This window comes from Stenotrophomonas sp. SKA14 (assembly GCF_000158575.1).
Classification (GTDB): domain Bacteria; phylum Pseudomonadota; class Gammaproteobacteria; order Xanthomonadales; family Xanthomonadaceae; genus Stenotrophomonas; species Stenotrophomonas forensis.
Window position 1 is genome coordinate 4,152,343 of record NZ_DS999412.1, and the last position, 18,969, is coordinate 4,171,311.

Annotated in this window: 18 protein-coding genes; 10 read left to right on the forward strand and 8 right to left on the reverse strand. The window is 62.5% G+C overall.

The annotated features are described in order from the left end of the window. Nucleotides 1–119: 119 nt before the first annotated feature. The 3 genes from SSKA14_RS18825 to SSKA14_RS18835 form a co-directional block, all read right to left on the reverse strand. Nucleotides 120–1,145: an AI-2E family transporter gene (locus tag SSKA14_RS18825; protein WP_040008545.1), complete on the reverse strand. Its 1,026-nt coding sequence runs from the start codon at nt 1,143–1,145 to the stop codon at nt 120–122. An 81-nt stretch (nt 1,146–1,226) separates the two neighbouring features. Beyond that, nucleotides 1,227–2,294 (reverse strand): sensor domain-containing diguanylate cyclase, encoded by a 1,068-nt coding sequence (locus tag SSKA14_RS18830; RefSeq protein ID WP_008265289.1) that lies wholly within the window; start codon nt 2,292–2,294, stop codon nt 1,227–1,229. Nucleotides 2,295–2,410: 116 nt separating this feature from the next. Beyond that, nucleotides 2,411–3,445, reverse strand: a complete 1,035-nt coding sequence (locus SSKA14_RS18835) for a LacI family DNA-binding transcriptional regulator (RefSeq protein WP_008265373.1) — start codon at nt 3,443–3,445, stop codon at nt 2,411–2,413. Nucleotides 3,446–3,540: 95 nt separating this feature from the next. Here SSKA14_RS18835 and SSKA14_RS18840 point away from each other — a divergent pair, with 95 nt between their 5' ends. The 5 genes from SSKA14_RS18840 to SSKA14_RS18860 are packed head-to-tail and all read left to right on the forward strand — an operon-like array spanning nt 3,541 to nt 8,176. Continuing rightward, on the forward strand, nt 3,541–4,593 hold the full coding sequence (locus SSKA14_RS18840) for a sugar phosphate isomerase/epimerase family protein (RefSeq protein WP_008265688.1): 1,053 nt from the start codon (nt 3,541–3,543) through the stop codon (nt 4,591–4,593). A gap of 27 nt (nt 4,594–4,620) precedes the next feature. Then, a complete protein-coding gene (locus SSKA14_RS18845) occupies nt 4,621–5,838 on the forward strand; it encodes a nucleoside permease (RefSeq protein ID WP_008265176.1) in 1,218 nt (405 codons plus the stop codon). Nucleotides 5,839–5,850: 12 nt separating this feature from the next. Then, on the forward strand, nt 5,851–6,975 hold the full coding sequence (locus SSKA14_RS18850; protein WP_008267575.1) for a Gfo/Idh/MocA family oxidoreductase: 1,125 nt from the start codon (nt 5,851–5,853) through the stop codon (nt 6,973–6,975). Between the two features lie 19 nt (nt 6,976–6,994). Beyond that, entirely contained in the window at nt 6,995–7,861 is an 867-nt protein-coding gene (locus SSKA14_RS18855; RefSeq protein ID WP_008268323.1) for a sugar phosphate isomerase/epimerase, read from the forward strand. Between the two features lie 18 nt (nt 7,862–7,879). Beyond that, the gene (locus tag SSKA14_RS18860; RefSeq protein ID WP_040008546.1) at nt 7,880–8,176 is read left to right on the forward strand and encodes a cytochrome c; all 297 of its coding nucleotides are present in this window, start codon (nt 7,880–7,882) and stop codon (nt 8,174–8,176) included. Nucleotides 8,177–8,206: 30 nt separating this feature from the next. Here SSKA14_RS18860 and SSKA14_RS18865 read toward each other — a convergent pair whose 3' ends face one another. The 5 genes from SSKA14_RS18865 to SSKA14_RS18885 form a co-directional block, all read right to left on the reverse strand. After that, complete coding sequence (locus SSKA14_RS18865) at nt 8,207–8,980, reverse strand: DUF1080 domain-containing protein (RefSeq protein ID WP_008265119.1); 774 nt, start codon at nt 8,978–8,980, stop codon at nt 8,207–8,209. Further along, complete coding sequence (locus SSKA14_RS18870; protein WP_040008548.1) at nt 8,965–9,540, reverse strand: gluconate 2-dehydrogenase subunit 3 family protein; 576 nt, start codon at nt 9,538–9,540, stop codon at nt 8,965–8,967. The genes SSKA14_RS18865 and SSKA14_RS18870 overlap by 16 nt, the downstream gene beginning before the upstream one ends. Continuing rightward, nucleotides 9,540–11,225 (reverse strand): GMC family oxidoreductase, encoded by a 1,686-nt coding sequence (locus tag SSKA14_RS18875; RefSeq protein WP_008266042.1) that lies wholly within the window; start codon nt 11,223–11,225, stop codon nt 9,540–9,542. The genes SSKA14_RS18870 and SSKA14_RS18875 overlap by 1 nt, the downstream gene beginning before the upstream one ends. A 27-nt stretch (nt 11,226–11,252) precedes the next feature. Then, entirely contained in the window at nt 11,253–12,149 is an 897-nt protein-coding gene (locus SSKA14_RS18880; protein ID WP_198283614.1) for a TIM barrel protein, read from the reverse strand. A gap of 608 nt (nt 12,150–12,757) precedes the next feature. Continuing rightward, nucleotides 12,758–13,036 carry a helix-turn-helix transcriptional regulator gene (locus SSKA14_RS18885; RefSeq protein ID WP_040008551.1) on the reverse strand — a complete coding sequence of 93 codons (279 nt, stop codon included), beginning with the start codon at nt 13,034–13,036 and terminating at the stop codon, nt 12,758–12,760. A gap of 282 nt (nt 13,037–13,318) precedes the next feature. Between SSKA14_RS18885 and SSKA14_RS23865 the strand changes: the two genes are divergently transcribed. The 5 genes from SSKA14_RS23865 to SSKA14_RS18900 all read left to right on the forward strand — a co-directional run bounded on the left by SSKA14_RS23865 (nt 13,319) and on the right by SSKA14_RS18900 (nt 18,875). Further along, complete coding sequence (locus SSKA14_RS23865) at nt 13,319–13,975, forward strand: hypothetical protein (protein ID WP_157635969.1); 657 nt, start codon at nt 13,319–13,321, stop codon at nt 13,973–13,975. Further along, nucleotides 13,972–14,433 (forward strand): NIF family HAD-type phosphatase, encoded by a 462-nt coding sequence (locus tag SSKA14_RS18890; RefSeq protein WP_232281414.1) that lies wholly within the window; start codon nt 13,972–13,974, stop codon nt 14,431–14,433. Before SSKA14_RS23865 ends, SSKA14_RS18890 begins: the two co-directional genes overlap by 4 nt. A 199-nt stretch (nt 14,434–14,632) precedes the next feature. Further along, on the forward strand, nt 14,633–15,130 hold the full coding sequence (locus tag SSKA14_RS24225) for a cyclin-dependent kinase inhibitor 3 family protein (protein WP_269724182.1): 498 nt from the start codon (nt 14,633–14,635) through the stop codon (nt 15,128–15,130). Nucleotides 15,131–15,930: 800 nt separating this feature from the next. Continuing rightward, a complete protein-coding gene (locus SSKA14_RS18895; protein ID WP_040008554.1) occupies nt 15,931–16,758 on the forward strand; it encodes a DUF1837 domain-containing protein in 828 nt (275 codons plus the stop codon). Continuing rightward, nucleotides 16,755–18,875: a DEAD/DEAH box helicase gene (locus tag SSKA14_RS18900; RefSeq protein WP_008267363.1), complete on the forward strand. Its 2,121-nt coding sequence runs from the start codon at nt 16,755–16,757 to the stop codon at nt 18,873–18,875. Before SSKA14_RS18895 ends, SSKA14_RS18900 begins: the two co-directional genes overlap by 4 nt. The last annotated feature ends 94 nt before the right edge of the window (nt 18,876–18,969 follow it).

Sequence of the window (18,969 nt, forward strand, 5' to 3'; positions counted from 1 at the left end):
CCGGCAGTGCCAAGCCAGCACCCTGCGGCCCCTGCCCCTGCGTATACCCCAGTCATCGCGAACGTGCCGCCAAGAGGCGGCACCCGGCTCACCGAAACAAATCCGTCACGTCAGCGGGGTCAGATCCAGCGTTGATCCACCAGCTCCCGCTTCACATAGGCATAGAACACCGGCGCGGCCACCAGGCCCGGCAGTCCGAATGCCGCCTCCATCACCAGCATGGCCAGCAGCAGCTCCCAGGCACGTGCCTGGATCTCGCCACCGACGATGCGCGCGTTGAGGAAATACTCCAGCTTGTGGATGACGATCAGGTACAGCAGCGCCGCCACCGCCACGTAGAACGACACCGACAACGCAACGATGGTGATGATGGTGTTGGAGATGATGTTGCCCACCACCGGCAGCAGGCCGGCGATGAAGGTGATCAGCACCAGCGTCTTCGACAACGGCAGGTGCACCCCGAACAAGGGCAGCACACCCAGCAGGAAAATCGCGGTGAACACGGTGTTGAGCAGCGAGATCTTCACCTGCGCGAACACCACCTGGCGGAACGCAGTGGCCAGGCGGCTGGTGCGACCGATCAGCTCCTGTGCCAACGGCCCCATCTTCGGTAGCGGCAGTTCGTCATACAGCGCGATCATCGCGCCCAGCACCATGCCGATCAGCACACGCACGCCGACCTGCACCACCGAGGTGCCGGCCACGCCCAGCTGGCGCTGGTGCTCGGCGGCCCAGTCGTTCAGCGCTGCACGCAGCGCCGGCATGTCTTCGGGAATGTAGGGCTGCAACAGCGCCGGCACCTGGTGCCGCGACGAATTGAGGATGTCCATCAACCGTGCCAGCAACGCGTCCGGCCCGCCGGTTTCGTTGCGGAAGAACGAGGCCACGCCGATCCCGGCCAGCACCAGCGCGCTGATGATGACCGCCGACAGCACGATCACTGCGATCGCCCGCGCCCGCCCCGGTGGCAGCCGGCCTTCCACGGTGGAGGCCAGCAGGTGGGTCAGCTGGAACACCAGCAGGCCCGACAGCAGCGTCACCACCAGCCCCAGCTTCAGCGCCAGCCACATGCCCAGCAGCATCATCAGCCAGGCCGCGATCCGCGGAACGGGGGGCTTGGGCTGCACAACAAGGGCGTCTTGCATGGGGGCACGTCCGGGCGGGGTGGCCCATGGTAGAGGATTGGCCGTGCGATTCCGTGTGCAGGATGAACGGCCGTTACGCCATCATTGGGCAGCGCCGTGTTCGCCGTAACTGGCGTTGTTCTTGCCCTGCCGCTTGGCGTGGTACAGCGCCCGGTCGGCCTGCGCCAGCCAGTCCTCCACGCTACCGCCGCGCGGCGTAGCGGCAATGCCGATGCTGACGCTGAACTCCACGCCCGGGGTGGCCTGGCGTGCCGCCTCGAGCAAGTGCAGACGCACCCGCTCGGCCACATGCATCGCATCCACCGGCGCGCAGTCGTGCAGCAACACCACGAACTCGTCGCCGCCGAGGCGGGCCGGGGTATCGCCGGGCCGGGCAAACGCGCGCAGGGTCGAAGCGATGTGCCGCAGGACTTCATCACCGGCACGATGGCCATGCGAGTCATTGATGCGTTTGAAATCATCCACGTCCAGCATCAGCAGGCAGGCAAAGCCGCCCTGCCCCTGCGCCTTGTCCAGCGCCTGCTGTGCGCGCAGGATCAGGAAGCCGCGGTTGGCCAGCTCGACCAGCGGGTCCATCCGGCTCAGGCGCTGCAGCTGCCGGTTCTGCGATTTCACCCGACGTGCCAGCTGCCAGCTGAGGATGCTCAGACCGATGCCGTAGACGAACAGGAACGGCACGCTGAGCACGATCGTGCGCTGCGAGGTCACCGGCTGATAGGGAAACCCGAGCGCCCACCAGGTGATCGCAAATCCCAGCACCAGTGCCAGTGTGGCGCGCATCGCCAGGCGCACGCCGCCGGCGGCGATCTTGTCCGCGACCAGCAGTGCAGCGAACAGTGCACTGGGTACCGCGCTCAACGCCATGAAGGCGATCCAGCCACCGCCGAACAACGAATCGGCCACCATGCAGCGGAACTGGACCACGGCAGGCTGCCGGGAGCGGTGGGTCAGCAGCAGCGCGAGCGCGGGCCAGGCCAGTGCATTGAGCAGCAGCAGGACCCAGGCCAGCGCACCGTCCTGGCGTTCCAGGATGATCGAGGCGATCGGGATCGCGCCCAGGCCATTGCCCACGAAGCGCATCCAGCCGATGCGCCGCGCCGCGCCGATGCCTTCGACCGCGACCTCGGTCGAGTCAGTCAAGAACGGCATTGCCGACCCCCTTGCGCGATCGCACGTTCCATCTCAGAACTCCACCTCAGCACTCCAGCCCGGCACTCCACCTCGACGCGTGCCGGGCTGCCTGGCGTGAGTCTGACAGCTTCGCGTCAATTCGGGATCAAGGGATCAAGGTCGCGACCTGGCCTGGGCGCCGCCGTCGAGCCGCGCAGCATCAGGCTGAAATCCAGCGTCTGCTGAAGCGGCACATCGGCATGCTCGATGATCGCCAGCAGTAGTTTGACCGCGCGCTCGCCGATCTCGCGCATCGGCTGCCGGATGGTCGTCAACGGCGGCGTGAGGTAACGGGAGGACGCCAGGTCGTCGAACCCCACGATGGACAGGTCATGCGGCACGCGGATACCGCGCTCACGGCAGGCCGCCAGGGCGCCCAGCGCCATCTGGTCGCTGAAGCAGAAGATCGCGGTCGGTGCCGGTGCCACGTCCAGCAACGCCATTGCCGCCGCATGGCCGGATTCCACGGAAAAGTCGCCTGGCACGATGCGCTGCTGGCGCAGGCGGCCGCGCGCCTTGCCCGCGGCCCGGACGCCCTGCAGCCGCTGCTGGTGCAGGGGGTTGTCGGGCGGCCCGCCGACCACGGCGATCTGCTCGTGACCCAGTCCGTAGAGGTGTTCCATCACCACGCGTGCAGCCGCCGCGTTGTCGATGTGGACGCTGGGAATGCCCAGCGCAGGGTCGAACTCGCATCCATTGACCACCGGCGCGCTGACGCCGCGCTGCTGCACGATCTCGCGCGCCGTGGGCGGCAATCGATGCCCCAGCACGATCATGCCGTCGGCCTCGTTGCGCCGGAGCATCTGCGCGTAGCGCTCCTCGCGGTCGGGTTGATGCTGGGTATCGCCCAGCAGCACCGCGTAGCCGACGGCCTGTGCCGCCTCCTCCGCGCCTTGCAGGATCTGGGCGAAAAATGGATTGGCGATATCCGGCACGGTGACCAGGATCTTGCCGCTGCGCTGGGTCTTGAGTGTCCTGGCCACCGTGTTGGGCACGTAGCCGAGCGCGGCAGCCGCCTGCTCGATGCGCGCGCGCGTGGCGGGCAGCACCTTGTCCGGCCGGGAAAGCGCCCGCGACACCGTGCCGGCAGAGACGCCCACGTGCTTGGCGATGTCGTAGATGGTTGCCATGGTTTCAGCTCTTGTTTCCGCTGTGCACTGCACAACGGGTCTGCGGGAGGCCCATGCTAGGGTAATGCAATCGATTGCATCGAGGGCGAATCATCTTGAAGACGCTCAAGGGTCCAGCGCTGTTCCTGGCGCAGTTCATCGGCGACAAAGCTCCTTTTGATCGGCTGGACACGTTGGCCGGATGGGCCGCGGGGCTGGGCTATTCTGGCGTACAAGTACCCACCACGGCGCCCCATCTGTTCGATCTGGCCCAAGCGGCGCGCAGTCAGAGCTACTGCGACGATGTGGCTGGCATGCTGGCCGGGCACGGTGTGCAGATCACCGAACTGTCGACCCATCTGCAGGGACAGCTGGTCGCCGTCCACCCCGCCTATGACAGCCTCTTTGACGGTTTCGCACCGCCTGCGGTGCACGGCAACCCCGCCGCCCGCCAGGCCTGGGCGGTCGATCAGCTGATGCTGGCGGCCAAGGCCAGCCAGCATCTGGGACTGACCGCGCACGCCACCTTTTCCGGTGCGCTGGCCTGGCCGTACTTCTATCCCTGGCCGCAGCGCCCGCCCGGCCTGGTGGACGAAGCCTTCGCCGAACTGGGCCGCCGCTGGCGCCCGATCCTGGATGCGTTCGACGCCTGCGGCGTGGACCTGTGCTTCGAGATCCACCCCGGCGAGGACCTGCATGACGGCGCGACCTTCGAGCGCTTCCTCGATGTGGTGGATCATCACCCGCGGGCGAAGATCCTGTACGACCCCAGCCACCTGCTGCTGCAGCAGATGGACTACCTGGGCTTCATCGACCGCTATCACGACCGCATCGGCATCTTCCACGTCAAGGACGCCGAGTACCGTGCGAGCGCCAGCAGCGGCGTGTATGGCGGCTACCAGGACTGGATCGATCGTCCGGGCCGGTTCCGCTCGCTCGGCGATGGCCAGATCGACTTCAAGGCGATCTTTTCGAAGATGGCGCAGTACGACTTCCCGGGCTGGGCGGTGCTGGAGTGGGAGTGCTGCCTGAAACACCCGGAGGACGGCGCGCGCGAAGGCGCTGCCTTCATCCGCGACCACATCATCCGCGTGACCGAACGCGCCTTCGATGACTTCGCCGACAGCGGCACCGACGCCGCATCACTGCGCCGCATGCTGGGAATCTGAGCCATTACCGCCCCGGGAGGGCAAGCCATGACGCACGCCATGTCGCGCTTGGGCGCGATGATGTTTCTGCAGTTCTTCATCTGGGGAGCGTGGTTCGTCACCCTGGGCACGTACCTGGTGCAGGGCCCGTTGCAGGCCAGTGCAAGCCAGGTTGCGACCGCCTTCCTCAGCCAGTCGATCGGTGCCATCGTCGCGCCTTTCCTGGTCGGCCTGATCGCCGATCGCTACTTCGCGGCGCAGCGCATCCTCGCGGTCCTGCACCTGGCCGGTGCGGTGCTGCTGTGGCTGGCGTCCACCGCGACGGACTTCACCACATTCTCTGCCTGCGTGATGGGCTACATGCTGCTGTTCATGCCGACGCTGGCACTGGCCAACAGCGTGGCGATGCGGCACATGCAGTCGCCTGAAAAACAGTTCCCGCTGGTGCGGGTCGCCGGCAGCATCGGCTGGATCATCGCCGGCGTGCTGATCGGCTGGATGGGCTGGGAACAGGCGCACCGGCTCGAGCTGACCTTCCAGATGGCCGCGCTGGCATCGCTGCTGCTCGGCCTGTATGCCTTCACCCTGCCTCACACGCCGCCGCTGGCCCGGCAGCGCGACGCCGGGCTGGGCCAGATCCTCGGGCTGGATTCACTTCGGCTGCTGAAGTCGCGCTCCTATCTGGTGTTCTTCCTGGCCTCCATCGCGATCTGCATCCCGCTCTCGTTCTACTACAACTTCACCAACCCCTATCTCAACGACCTGGGCGTGCGCGGCGCCGCGGGCCTGCAGTCGCTGGGCCAGGTTTCGGAAGTGCTGCTGATGCTGGCCATGCCGTTCCTGTTCGTACGGCTTGGGGTCAAGACGATGCTGGCGGTGGGCATGGCAGCGTGGGTCGTGCGCTACGGCATGTTCGCCTTTGGCGATGCCGGCAGTGGCTTCTCGCTGCTGGTGATCGGCATCGTGCTGCATGGCATCTGCTACGACTTCTTCTTCGTCACCGGCCAGATCTACACCGATGCCCATGCTGGCCCCGACGCACGCAGCAGTGCGCAGGGCTTCATCACCCTGGCCACCTATGGCGTGGGCATGCTGATCGGCACGTTCCTGTCCGGTGCGGTGGTGGAGCACTACACCACCGCCGCAGGGCCCGACTGGCAGCAGATCTGGCTGTTCCCGGCCGGCGTCGCACTCATCGTGCTGATCGCCTTCCTGCTGCTGTTCCGCGACCGGCCGGTGGTTGCGGCCGCGGCTTCCACACCCTGAGGACTGCAGCCGATGCCCAAGCCTGGAATCGCCATCATCGGTACCGGCATGATCGCAGCCGTGCATCGTCGCGCCGCCCTGCTGGCCGGTGCCGAGATCCGTGGCGTGGCCGCCTCGTCCGCGCAACGCGCAGCCGATGTGGCGCAGGCGTGGGGTGTCCCGCGCGGCTATCGCGATGTCGAGGAGGTGGTGGCCGACCCGCAGGTGCAGGTCGTGCACGTCTGCACGCCCAACCACCTGCATCGGGCCATGGCCGAAGCTGCACTGCGGGCCGGCAAGCACGTGGTCTGCGAGAAGCCGCTGGCAACCACGCTGGAAGACGCGCGGGCGCTGGCCGCACTGGCCAGCTCGAGTGGGCTGGTCGCCACGGTTCCCTTCGTCTACCGCTACCACCCGGTGGTGCGGGAAGCCCGCGCGCGCATCGCCGCAGGCGACATCGGGCCACTGCACCTCATCCATGGCAGTTACCTGCAGGATTGGCTGCTGGACCCGGCCAGCAACAACTGGCGTGTGGATCCGGCGCTGGGCGGCAGCTCGCGTGTGTTCGCCGATATCGGCTCGCACTGGTGTGACCTGGTGGAATGGGTCAGTGGTGAACGCTTCGCCGAGGTCAGCGCGGCGTTCGACACGGTGATCGCCGAGCGTGGCACCGCTGGCGGGCAGAGTTTCAGCACCCCGGCTGCCGGCGGTGCCATGCAGGCGGTCGCCAGCGAGGACGTGGCGGCGGCGATGTTCCGCACCGGCAACGGCACGCTGGCATCGCTGACGGTCAGCCAGGTCTCTGCCGGACGCCGCAATCGTCTCTGGTTCGAGATCGATGGCGCCAGGGCCAGCGTGGCCTTCAACCAGGAAGATGCCGAGCGGCTGTGGATCGGGTGGCCCGACCAGCGCGAAGAGACCTTCGTGCGTGGGCCGGGGGCCGGCAGTGCCGAACAGCGCCGGTTGTCGGTGTTGCCGGCCGGGCACGCACAGGGTTACGCCCAGTGCTTCGAGGCCTTTGTCGCCGACACCTATCGCGCCATCGACGGCGAGCGACCCGAGGGCCTGCCTACTTTCGACGATGGCCTGCGCTCGGCGCTGATCGTCGACCGCGTCATCACATCGGCCAGGACACGCGCCTGGACCGCCATCGGTTGAATCCCGGGAGGATCTCTTGATGAAAACCCCTGTCCGCAGGACTGCAAGCCTCGTTCTGCTGCTGCTCGCTGCCCTGCCTGCCTTCGCAGGCGAAGCCGCAGGTACGCAGAAGCCGATCGCGGTGCAGATGTACTCCCTGCGCAACGCCGGCTCGCTCGAACAGCAGTTGAAGATCGTCCACGATGCGGGCGTGCATGCGGTGGAAACAGTCGGTACGCAGAACACCAGCGCGGCGGACCTCAAGCAGCTGCTGGACCGCTATTCGATCAGGGCGATTTCGTCGCACGTGCCATTGGCCGAGCTACGCAACAACCTGGACGGCGTAGTGACCTTCAACCGCGCGATCGGCAACAGCACGCTGGTGGTGCCCTACCTGGACCAGAAGGACCGGCCGGCCGATGCCGCAGGCTGGACTGCACTGGGCCAGGAGCTGGGCCGCATCGCCAAACAGGTACGGGCCAAGGGCATGCGCCTGGCCTACCACAACCACGACTTCGAGCTGGCCGACTTCAACGGCAGGACGGGGCTGGAACTGCTGTTCGCCGCCGCCGGTCCCGACCTGCAGACCGAACTGGACCTTGCCTGGGTCGCGCGTGCCGGCCTGGACCCTGCGGTGATGCTGGGCAGGTTCCGCGGGCATGTCTTCGCGGTTCACGCCAAGGACAATGCCCCCAAGGGCCAGGCCGAAGACGAGGGCGGATTCGCCGCGGTCGGCCAGGGAGTGCTGGACTGGAACGCGATCCTGCCGGCCGCAGCGGCCGCTGGCGTGCACTGGTACATCGTCGAACACGACCAACCGCGCGATCCGGCCAAGGTCATCCAGACCGGCGCGGACTATCTGCGTGAACACCTGACCGTCAATGTGCCCGCCCGTGCACAGCCCTGACGCATGAAGGAGCCCCACATGAAAATGATCCTGGCAATGGCCGTGGCCCTGGGCGGCCTGGGCTCTGCAACGGCCGCCTGGTGCAAGGACGACCCGGCTGCGGGTGCAAAGCTCTATACCGCGAACTGCGTAGCCTGCCACGGCGCCGATCGTGCGGGCATGCCGGGCGCATTCCCGGCGCTCACCGACATCGGCAAGCGCATGGCACCAGCGCAGATCAAGGAAAAGATCAGCAAGGGCGGCGGGCTGATGCCGCCCTTCTCCCAGCTCTCGCAGCAGGAAATCAACGACATCGCCAGCTACCTGGCGAAGTAAGCGGCCGGCGACCACGCCGGCCGTGTGCTGCTACAGCTCGCGCACCCAGATGTTGCGGTAGCTGACCTTCGAATCGTGCTCCTGCAGGTAGATCGGCGCACACGCATGCGGCGCGTACGACGGTGCGCCGATGTACTCGGTCCTGCCCGCCAGCACCGTGTCGTCCTGCACCAGCACGCCGTTGTGCAGCACCGTGATGCGCGCGGGCGACACCAGTCCACCGCCCGCCGAGAAGCGCGGTGCCTTCCAGAGGATGTCGTAGGCCTGCCACTCGCCCGGCGCGCGCGAGGCATTCACCAGCGGCATGGCCTGTTTATAGATCGAGCCCGCCTGGCCGTTGGCATAGGTCGGGTTGTTATAGCTGTCCAGCACCTGCAGCTCATACAGCTCCTGCAGGAAGATGCCGCTGTTGCCGCGGTTCTGTCCATCGAAGCCCTTGGATTCGACAGGGGTGCGCCATTCCACATGCAGCTGGACATCGCAGAAGCGTTGCTTTGTGCGAATGCCCTTGCTGCCCGGCACGACAGTCATGGCGCCATCGGCGACGGTCCAGGGCACGCGCCCGCCCTGCTCCGCCTCCCAGGCCGAGACATCCTTGCCATCAAACAGCACGATGGCATCGGACGGCGCCTTGCCGGGCGGCGTGGCCACAGTTGCAGGCACCGGCGTCCACACCTCGGTCTTCTTCGGATCGCGCGCAGGGTCGGCGCCCTCCTGTGCGAACGCGGGACCGGCGGCCAGTACACCGGCCGCGATCAGCAGCGGCTTGATCATCATGCAGCGCTCCATCAGCTGGTCCCCCATGCAGGCGTGCCGGCAACATAGGCCAGGTCGCCGTCGTAGCGACCCGGTACCGCAACGTACTGCAGCGCTTCGGTCGCGCCCACCTTCGAAGTGAAGAAGCCGAAGATGGCCAGCTGCTTGAGCATCGTGAAGTAATGCGGCATCGCCTCGCCCTCTTCCGGAGTACCCGTCTCGGTCACCTCGGCCGTGCGTGCCTTTGCTTCCGCATCCAGCGTGCGCAACAGGGTGGTACGGGCGTCTGGCGCGAGCGATACGAAGCGGCCACCGGAGCGCGCGTCGATATCGGCGAGGCCGGCACGGAACGTCGCCTGCTGCCGGGCGGTGTAGCAGTCGGCGACGAAGGTCGCCATGAACCGGCCAGCACCGGCATCCTTCGCCCCTGGCGTTTTCGTCCGTGGCAGGATGGTTTCGGCGATCTCGTCCAGCAAGGCGATGTCGGCGTCGGAGAAAGCAGGCATCGCCCCGGCAGCCGGCGCCTTGCCCTGTACCAGCGCAGGCAGACCGATCATGGCCGCGCCCGTGGCAGCGACAATCATCTTCAACAGTTCGCGACGATCCATCAGAGGTTCCCCGCCTTCAGTTCGCGCACGGCATGGTCGGCGGCGCGGGCGGTCAGCGCCATGTAGGTCAGCGACGGATTCACGCAGGCGCTGGAGGTCATGCAGGCACCGTCGGTGACATAGACGTTGGGTGCATCCCAGACCTGGTTGTGCTGGTTCAGTACCGAGCTCTTCCGATCACGGCCCATGCGCGCGGTTCCCATTTCATGGATGCCCTTGCCTGGGGCGTAATCGTTGTCATGCATCTTCACGTCCTTGACCCCGGCCGCCTCCAGCATCTCGGCGGCATCGGCGGCCATGTCCTTGCGCATCTCAAGTTCATTGGCGCGCATCGCGACATCCATCGCCAGCACTGGCAGCCCCCACTTGTCCTTGCGCTCGCGATCCAGGCGGATCGTATTGTCGTGGTGCGGCAGCATTTCACCGAACCCGGTCATGCCGATCCGCCAGTCGCCGGGCACGGTCAGCGCCTCCTTCAGATCGGCACCAATGTTCAGCTCGGCGATCTCGCGCGACCAGCCTGTGCGGCTGGCACCGCCCTGGTAGCCGAACCCGCGCAGGTAACCGCGCTTGTCGGCGGCAACGTTACGGAACCGCGGAATATAGAAACCGCAGGGACGACGACCGAAGTAGTACTTGTCTTCGTAGCCCTCGACGCGGCCGGAGGCACCTGCGCCGAAATGATGGTCCATCACGTTGTGGCCCAGTTCGCCGGACGAGGAACCCAGACCGCCGTCCCAGACATCGGTGGCCGAGTTCATCAGCAGCCACGTCGAGTTGAACGACGACGCGTTGAGGAAAATCACCTTGGCCGTGTACTGGTAAGTCTGGCCGGTCTCGGCATCGATGACCTCCACGCCGCGCGCACGCTTGCGATCCTTGTCGTAGAGCACTTCCTTGACGATCGAGAACGGCCGCAACGTCAGGTTGCCGGTCTTCATCGCCGCCGGCAGCGTCGCCGCCTGGGTCGAGAAATACGCGCCGAAGGGACAGCCCAGGATGCACTTGTTGCGGTACTGGCAGTTGACGCGCCCCTGCTCGGGCATCGGCTTGGTGATGTTGGCGGTGCGCGAGTGGATCATGTGGCGGGTGCCACCGAACGCCTTCTTGATCCGTGCGGCCACGTCCTTCTCGACGATGTTCAACGGGATCGGCGGCAGGAATTCGCCATCCGGCAGCACATCCAGCCCTTCGCGCGTGCCGGCGATGCCGGCGAACTTCTCTACATGGTCGTACCACGGCGCGATGTCGGCATAGCGGATCGGCCAGTCGGTGGCAATCCCGTCTTTGAGGTTCGCTTCGAAATCCAGATCGGAGAAGCGATAGCTCTGCCGCCCCCACAGCAATGAGCGGCCACCGACGTGATAGCCACGGAACCAGTCGAAGCGCTGGGTCTCGATGTAGGGCGACTCCTGTTCGTTGGCCCACATCCCTTCCAGGTTTTCGGCCAGGCCATAGTCGCGCATCAGCACCGGGAAGTCGGCCTTCATCGCCTGCGTCGGCCGGTTGCGGTGCGGGAAGTCCCACGCCTCCTTCATCGCGTTGACGTAGTCCTTGACGTGCTCGATGTTACGCCCGCGTTCCAGCATCAGGACCTTCAGGCCCTTCTCGGTCAGCTCCTTCGCCGCCCAACCGCCACTGATTCCCGAGCCAACAACGATGGCGTCGTAGTGATTATCTGCCATGGGTTTCTCACCTGGGTGGATATCGTTTCAGACGTCGCAGAGGCGGATCGCCTCGCGCAGAGAGTTGATGGGATCTGGCGCCGCAGGCATGAATTCCTGCGCCAGATAGCTCTCGAAACCGGTATCGCGGATCGCGCGGCAGATGGCCGGATACTGGAGTTCCTGCTGGTCTCCGATTTCGTGCCGGCCGGGCACGCCCGCGGTGTGGTAATGCTTGAAGCAGGCATGATGCCTGCCGATGGTGGCGATGATGTCGCCCTCCATGATCTGCATGTGATAGATGTCGTAGAGCAGGCCGAAGTTGTCCGAGCCGAGTCGCTGGCACAGCTCCACGCCCCACGCAGAGTGGTCGCACAGGTAGTCGTGATGATCGACCCTGGAGTTCAGCAGCTCCATCACCAGCACCACGCCGCGCTTCTCGGCATGGCCAAGGATGCGCTTGAGGCCGGCCTCGGCATTGGCCATGCCGTCCTGCGGGTCCATGCCGTTGCGGTTGCCGGAGAAGCAGATCAGGTTTCGATAGCCCGCATCGGCGACCAGATCGATGTGCCGCGTGTAGCGCTCCACCAGCTGGTCGTGGAATTCGCGGCCGGCAAAGCCCTGGGTCAGGCCCAGCTCCGCGCCGTTGCACATCGAGCTGTACACGTCATGGGCCTTCAGTGTGGGCCAGTCCTCCGGGCCGACCAGATCGATGGCGGCGAAGCCGATGCCCTTCACCGTGCTGCAGAGCTGGGCGACCGACAGCTGCGGGAAGGTCCAGCGCGCGACGGAGTGCTTCAGGTGGCCCTTGAGCGGCGCGTCGGCGGCGAACGCAGGGAGCACGCCTGCCGCCCCCAGGCCGATTCCACCGGCAACCGCAAGGCGCAACGCATCGCGCCGCGTGAGGCCCGTCGCCGGGGCCGGTCTGATCGAATGGATGGACATCCACCTTCCGGCCTCCCAACCGGTATCAAACGCAACGATTCACAGCAATGCAATCGATTGCACCATAGGGGAGGGAATTGTCTGTTTGCAAGTTGCGGCGCACGAAAATCGATGCTGCGCGGCACAACACCGAAGAACGCGCGGCAAAAGAAAAGCCCCGCATGGCGGGGCTTTCTTTTCTGCCTCTGACGGGCTTTCGATCAGAACGGTAGTAAGTTATCGCGAAGAATGTACATAAACGAATTTAATCGATAAAAGCGGCAGAATTCGCGCAAGAAATGCATGTGGGCCGAGCAAGAATTCAGTGTACATCAATAGCGGGAGTAGGACCCACCCCATCCGGTCTCCATAGCAGGCCATCTCCTCGCAAAAAGGACCAAGAGGCAATAGGAGATCCTCCATCATTCGAGCCACGGACGTACACTCTCTTTGGACTAGCTCTGGGCCGCCATGAAGCATCTTGGAAGTGATCGCGCAAGGCCTCGGGCGAGTCGATCAGCAGGACGGCCATCGCTTAACCCCAGGCCAAACATCGGCAGCGGCACGTTGCACACCTCGCAAAAGCCCGTGCCAGTCATCGGGCCTAACGCGACTGCTGCGATCGTTCGCTACTGCCTGTCCTTAATCTGGTTGCCGCGCACGCTCTGTAGCATCTTCAAGACCTGATCAGAGACCTCGGCCGGGGAGAATCCCAAGGCAGCGGCGATGAGGCAGAACTCCAAGACGTCCAGGCGCCGCGCCCCAGACTCAACGGAAGAGATTCTCTGCTGAGGCCACCCCAAGTGAGAGGCTAGCTTGGTTTGACTGATACCCAACGACTCACGTCGCTCGCGGAGAAGGCCGACCAACCGAAGGTATGCACTTTGGTAGATCGTCTTGGTAGCCATCGGGTCCGCCTGGAGGAGCGGAACGAAATCTATGGCCGAGCCGGCGGCTACATGAAAATTGTGTGGACGACTTTCCGGCGACTTGCTAGCATCAGAGCCGGTTGAACTGCCGGGGATCGAGTGATCTATGGGCGTGACCAACAGACCCTTATCGCCCCGTGGCCAGAGCTCGATGCGCTGCTAGTATCGCTTGGGCCCTTCTACGCGTGCGCGTGGTGTGCGCTCGAGCGTTCCACTTCGATCTCCGCACCTATAGCTGCTGACACAGCAACTCCGCAGCACTTGCTGCTGTTCCTTAAGACAGCGGGCCTTCTTGCAGAGACGGGCGCGCCAAACGGCCCCATAAGGCGATCTCTTTACGACCCCATTAGCTGGAGCTATCGGGCAGGAAGTCAGCTGCCAAACGATCTGAGCGCTTTGCTGACCCAGGCACTGAGGGCTTGGTATCCCTCGCTTGGAGCACAGGACCGACAGTGGCTATGGCGTCAGCTCTCCGACCGCGAAGCTGCGGCCTATCTCGTATCACTGCTGCGCAAGCACCGAATCGGCATTCAGTACGCCGAGGACGTCCTAAGCCTGCAGGAAGAAGACTGGAGTGAGCTGAGCTTGGGACGCAAGAGATACGTACTTTGGTCATCAATTCGAGGGGCTGCCAGTGAGTTCCTGCGCAACGGAGGCAATGAATCCGCAGCAGTGACCGCGCTGCGCCGCGAGGTACGAAGCCGGACAAACTGGCTCTCTCTCAAAGAAGTATCAGGCACGCTGGCCAAGAGTGACTACTGCTTTCTGCCTGACCCTGCGTGGCGCCGCCCCCTGATGGTCGATGTCGCATTGGAGAGCCTATTGCCTATTGGCGATGATTACTGGCTTGCGCCCCCGATCCTCGTTGAACAGCCACCGAGGCGCGTTCCTCACGCCGACGCACCCAAACGCAGATGACCTTCTATCGCATGCACCCCAACATCCTCGCCCTCGATCTAGAGGGGACGCTGATCTCGAATGCGGTCAGCCAGATTCCTCGACCAGGCCTTCGGAACTTCCTAGACCATGCTAAGGCCACTTTTGGCGAGATTGTGCTCTTCACTACGGTGCCCCGGCATAGCGCGCTGAGGATCGCGCTACTTTTGGCTGAAGAACGGTATGCGCCTCCTTGGTTCGCACAGATTCGCTATGTCGAATGGACAGGCTCTACCAAGGATCTTCGATTCGTGTCTCGGAGACTGGGCGAGACCCTGCTGTTGGACGACTATGGACCCTACATCCATCCCAACCAACGCGAGTTCTGGGTTGAAGCCCCACTATTTGCGTCACCGTACCCTGATGATGACTGCGGCTTGCAGATCTCCCAGAGACGCATTGAGGAGAGGATTTCAATGCTCTCCAAGTCGCCCAAATGAGGCCATCAAAAGCAGCGCCAAAGCCACAGATGATTCCCCTTTTAAGCCCCTGGATGACGGAGCGCTGCATTCAGCCGGAGGATCCAGCGTGACCAGGACCAGTCTCTCTCACCCCCTTCAGATAGCCACTTTACCGGTTGGCCAGCGCGGCGGAGCCATCGGTGTGACGTTTGCCCCAGGCAAGCGTCAAGACGTTGCAATGACCGGATCTTGGTATCGAGACCTGGACTTGGACCTTGAAGCCATGAGATCGTGGGGAGCCAGTCATCTCATCAGTTTGATTGAGCCTTGGGAGTTTGAGGAGCTTAAGATCACTGCGCTGCCCGACCGTGCAGTGTCCCATGGCCTACGGTGGTATGGACTGCCGATTGTGGATGGCGCCGCGCCCGATAGCACTTTCCTTAAGGAATGGAAGGAATTGGAATCACCAATCTGCAACGCGCTGCTCGAAGGCCGGCGAGCTGTCGTCCATTGCAAGGGAGGGCTGGGCAGAGCGGGCACTGTCGCCTGCATGCTTCTCATCGGTACCAAGACATCCCTAAGCAGCACGGATGCAATTCAGCGCGTTAGAGAGGTTCGCCCTGGAGCCATTGAGACATCGGAGCAAGAGAATTTCCTGCGTACTTGGACATCCTCGCGGACAGGCGTTCACGACGAGTGCCTCGCAGTCTGTCAAAGGCGCCCCCCCGCCATCTGAAGCTCAGCCCCACCTCAGGCCCAGATCCGACTTTCCACCTTGCCGCACCACAGTAGTACTGGTAACGAGTCCACAGGCCTGCAGGCCGAAGCAGCACGCACGACCAACTAGAAAGGTATCGCCCAGATGCAGGCGACACCGGAAGACGCTGAACAGTTATGCACGTCGCTCCTGCCGTTCAATCGCCCCTTCACTGCAGGAGACCCTGACCGAGCTGGGAATGGATGCGCGCGGCCCTCACGATGCCCTGCTCGGCGGGATTCCGGTGGGTTTGACGCCGGACTGGCTTGAGGTTCCACTGCTGCGGGTGGAGCCCGCGCAGCGCTGAACGGAGTTGAGGCCACACTGCTGGAAGGGCGTGAACGCCAAACGCCTGAGCTTTGCGCTCACTCTGCCCACCTAGATACCATCGACCGGCAAGCCCAAGGCTTCGATGCGTGCCACGGCTACGCGGCATTCGCCGGCTTGGCGACTACTGGCCGGGTTATGAGCGTGTCTTAATGAGCAGGCGTCTGTCCTGATCCTCGGGCATCAAACATCCCCATGCAGTTGCCGCTCCGCATATTGGGTCAACCCATAGTTGCAGTCACATCAGCGTCCGCGCAGTTAGAGAAGCGTCCCGACGCCAAATAGCCAGAGGACTGTTCCGATGCTTGAGCGTCCAAGCTCATGACAGCAGCTGCCTCCCAACCGGTACCAAGGCTGTCTCGCCAGTGATTGTCGATGCTGTTGACTGGAAAGGTTGTGCTTCTGCTATGTTTAATCTAGGGGTGGCTAATCTCAAGCCGTGAGAATTAGGGATGCTAAAACTCGTATTGCACGAAATCGGTTCCGATAGATCGATCTCTGGCCTATGTGCAGGCTATGAAGGGAAGCAGTGGAGGCACTCAGCACTGGTGGACTATCTAATGGAATCGCTGCCGGATTTCTGCCTTACCTACAGCGAGTACAGCCAGATCGGCCACGAGTCGGCGGTGCGGATGATCAGGAAGGCCGCAAAGTCGGTTTACAGCACGGGGAAGTTCAAAAACAGGGGCGAGTTTGGCGAGCTGTTACTCCACGTCATTCTTAAAACGACGATGGGCACCCTCCCAGCCGTGTCTAAGATCTATTACAAGGATTCTGCAAATGACACAGTGAAGGGCTTCGATGCGGTACATGTCGTCCCCTCTGAAACTGGACTTGAGCTCTGGCTCGGGGAGGTCAAGTTTTACGAAGAAATTGGCTCGGCCATTCGTGATGTGACAAAGGAACTGGAGCAGCATCTGATGGCGGACTACTTACGCAGCGAGTTCGTCGCAATTCTTAACAAGGTCGATAGAGATTGGCCGCATGGGCGGCAACTTTTAGCCTTGCTAGATGAAGGGACGTCGCTGGACCAAGTTTTCGAAGCTTTTTGCATCCCTGTTCTCCTTACCTACGACGGCAAGACGACCGCCGACCATGACGCATCTTCAGAAGCATACAGACAGGCCCTGGCCTCAGAAATGCGCGCGATCAAGGAAAAGTTCGATAGGCGCGTTGCCAGTGTCCCCCATCGCATCCATCTTTTCTTGATGCCCCTAAAAACTAAGAAGATCTTGGTAGAAGCCCTGCATCTGAAGCTTGAGGCGATGAAGGCCCTATGACATCGGACGTTTTCCATTTTTCCGACGCCGCCTCCATACAGGCGGATCCCTTCCGTGCCACCCAACACCTGGCGTCCCTCGTCAGTCGGGCGGAATTAGGTGAATTCGAGGACACCTCGGTTCAGCGAGCTGTTCTGTATGCGCTGGAGAACAAGGCCAGCTTCGGGCCATGCAGCGTCATCGTAGAGAGCTTGGCACGCGCCCGAGGGCTATTTCCTTACATCGCCAGTGACGAGATGAGTGTCCGAGATGAGCTAGCTTTGGAGGCACACCGCCCCATTGGCATGGAGGATGTGGTACTCCACAGAAAGCAGGCCGAGGTCTACCAGCGGCTAATCGATGGTCAAAGCATTGTACTAAGCGCCCCGACGAGCTTTGGAAAGAGTCTGCTGATTGATGCGCTAGTTGCTTCGGGACGCTACCGCAACATTGCAGTTGTTGTGCCGACCATCGCGCTGATCGACGAGACTAGGCGACGTTTAGCAGAACGCTTTGGGCGCGAGTTCAAGCTGATCACACATCCTACGCAGGAAGTGTCTACCAAGAACATCTTCGTAATGACCCAAGAGCGTGTTTTAGACGTTGACGAACTACCCTTGATCGACCTTTTCGTCATCGACGAATTTTACAAACTGGATCCTCGGCAAGATTCGGATCGTGCTCTATTGCTAAATCAAGCCCTACATAGACTGCTGAAGACTGGTGCACAGTTCTACATGCTCGGCCCAAGCATCAAGGAGGTCTCAGCTCAGCTATCGAACGTGACTGGCTCCTCCTTTGTGGACACTGACTACGCAACGGTGGTGACCGAGCAGATCAATGTCAGCCCGAAGGATGGTGACAACATCAAAGCACTCGTAGAACTTTGCCGAGAGCTCCACGACTCCACCCTAATTTACTGCGCCTCGCCCGCTAGTGCACGACGAGTTGCTACAGCCCTAGCGGCAGCTGGACTAGGAGCGAGGGACCCGAGGCTCCAGGGCGCTTATGATTGGCTTGCCAAGCACTATCATCCCGATTGGGCTGTTGCCCGCGGCTTCTTAACGGGCGTCGGGGTTCATCACGGGAAAGTCCCACGTGCCGTAGCTCAGTACGCCGTCCGTCAGTTCAATCGAGGCACACTTCCGTTTCTCGTTTGCACCTCGACACTGATCGAAGGCGTGAACACCAAAGCAAAGAACGTTGTGATTTTCGACAACAGGGTGGCACAGAAAAAATTCGACTTCTTTACCTTTAACAACATCCGTGGTCGATCCGGGCGCATGCTTCGACATTTTGTAGGCAGGGTATATCTATTCAACGTACCACCCCAGGAAGACCTGCCACTTGTAGACATCCCATTGGTCAATCAAGACGATCAGACGCCCGACTCTCTTCTGATCCAGTTAGACCAAGCATTCCTAAGTCCAGAATCACAGGCACGCGTGAAAGCGCTTCAGGCTGCGTCCGTACTCCCCCTCGAAGTCTTGAGAAGCAACTCCGGAATAGATCCTGGCGCACAGAATGCTCTAGCCAAGCATTTGCAATCAGCTGGCAGCTATGGCTTCAAGATGCTTCGATGGCAGGCCTTCCCAGACTATGAGCAACTGAAGTATGCCTGTGAATTGATGTGGAAGTTCTTCGTGGGAAAAAAGAGGCTTGGTGGTGGAGTGGTGTCGGGAAGCCAGCTCGCATGGAAAGTGAAGAACTTAGCCACCGCGAGGAACGTAAAAAGCCTGATTTTGCGTGAGCTGGCAGAACAAGAATCTCCAGATGCGGATCGAGCGGTAGAAGATGTACTAGACTTTGTCAGGACCTGGGCTGGATTTCATTTCCCTCGCCTCCTGATGGCATTGGACCGCATTCAGCGCACCGTCTATTTGAATTGGCCAGGCTCCACAGGGGACTATTCTCTGTATGCCGCAAAAGTCGAGAACATGTTCTCGACAAGTGGCTTAGTGGCGCTAGATGAATACGGAATTCCTCTCCAGATCGCGGAGAAATTGCGTCCGCACTTTGGCGAACATGACACTGTAGACCAGGCCATTGGTCAACTGCGGCAGCTTGACGTTGCGAGCGTAGCATTGCTCTCCGACTTCGAACGCGAACTGGTTAGAGACGCCCAGGCCGGCCTTTGATCGCTGCGATATTGTTGCGCTAGTGCCGTAGTCCAGTTCTTGAGCCGCCGACAACGATCCGGGCTTCGTTCACATATCCAAGATTTTTCCTCAG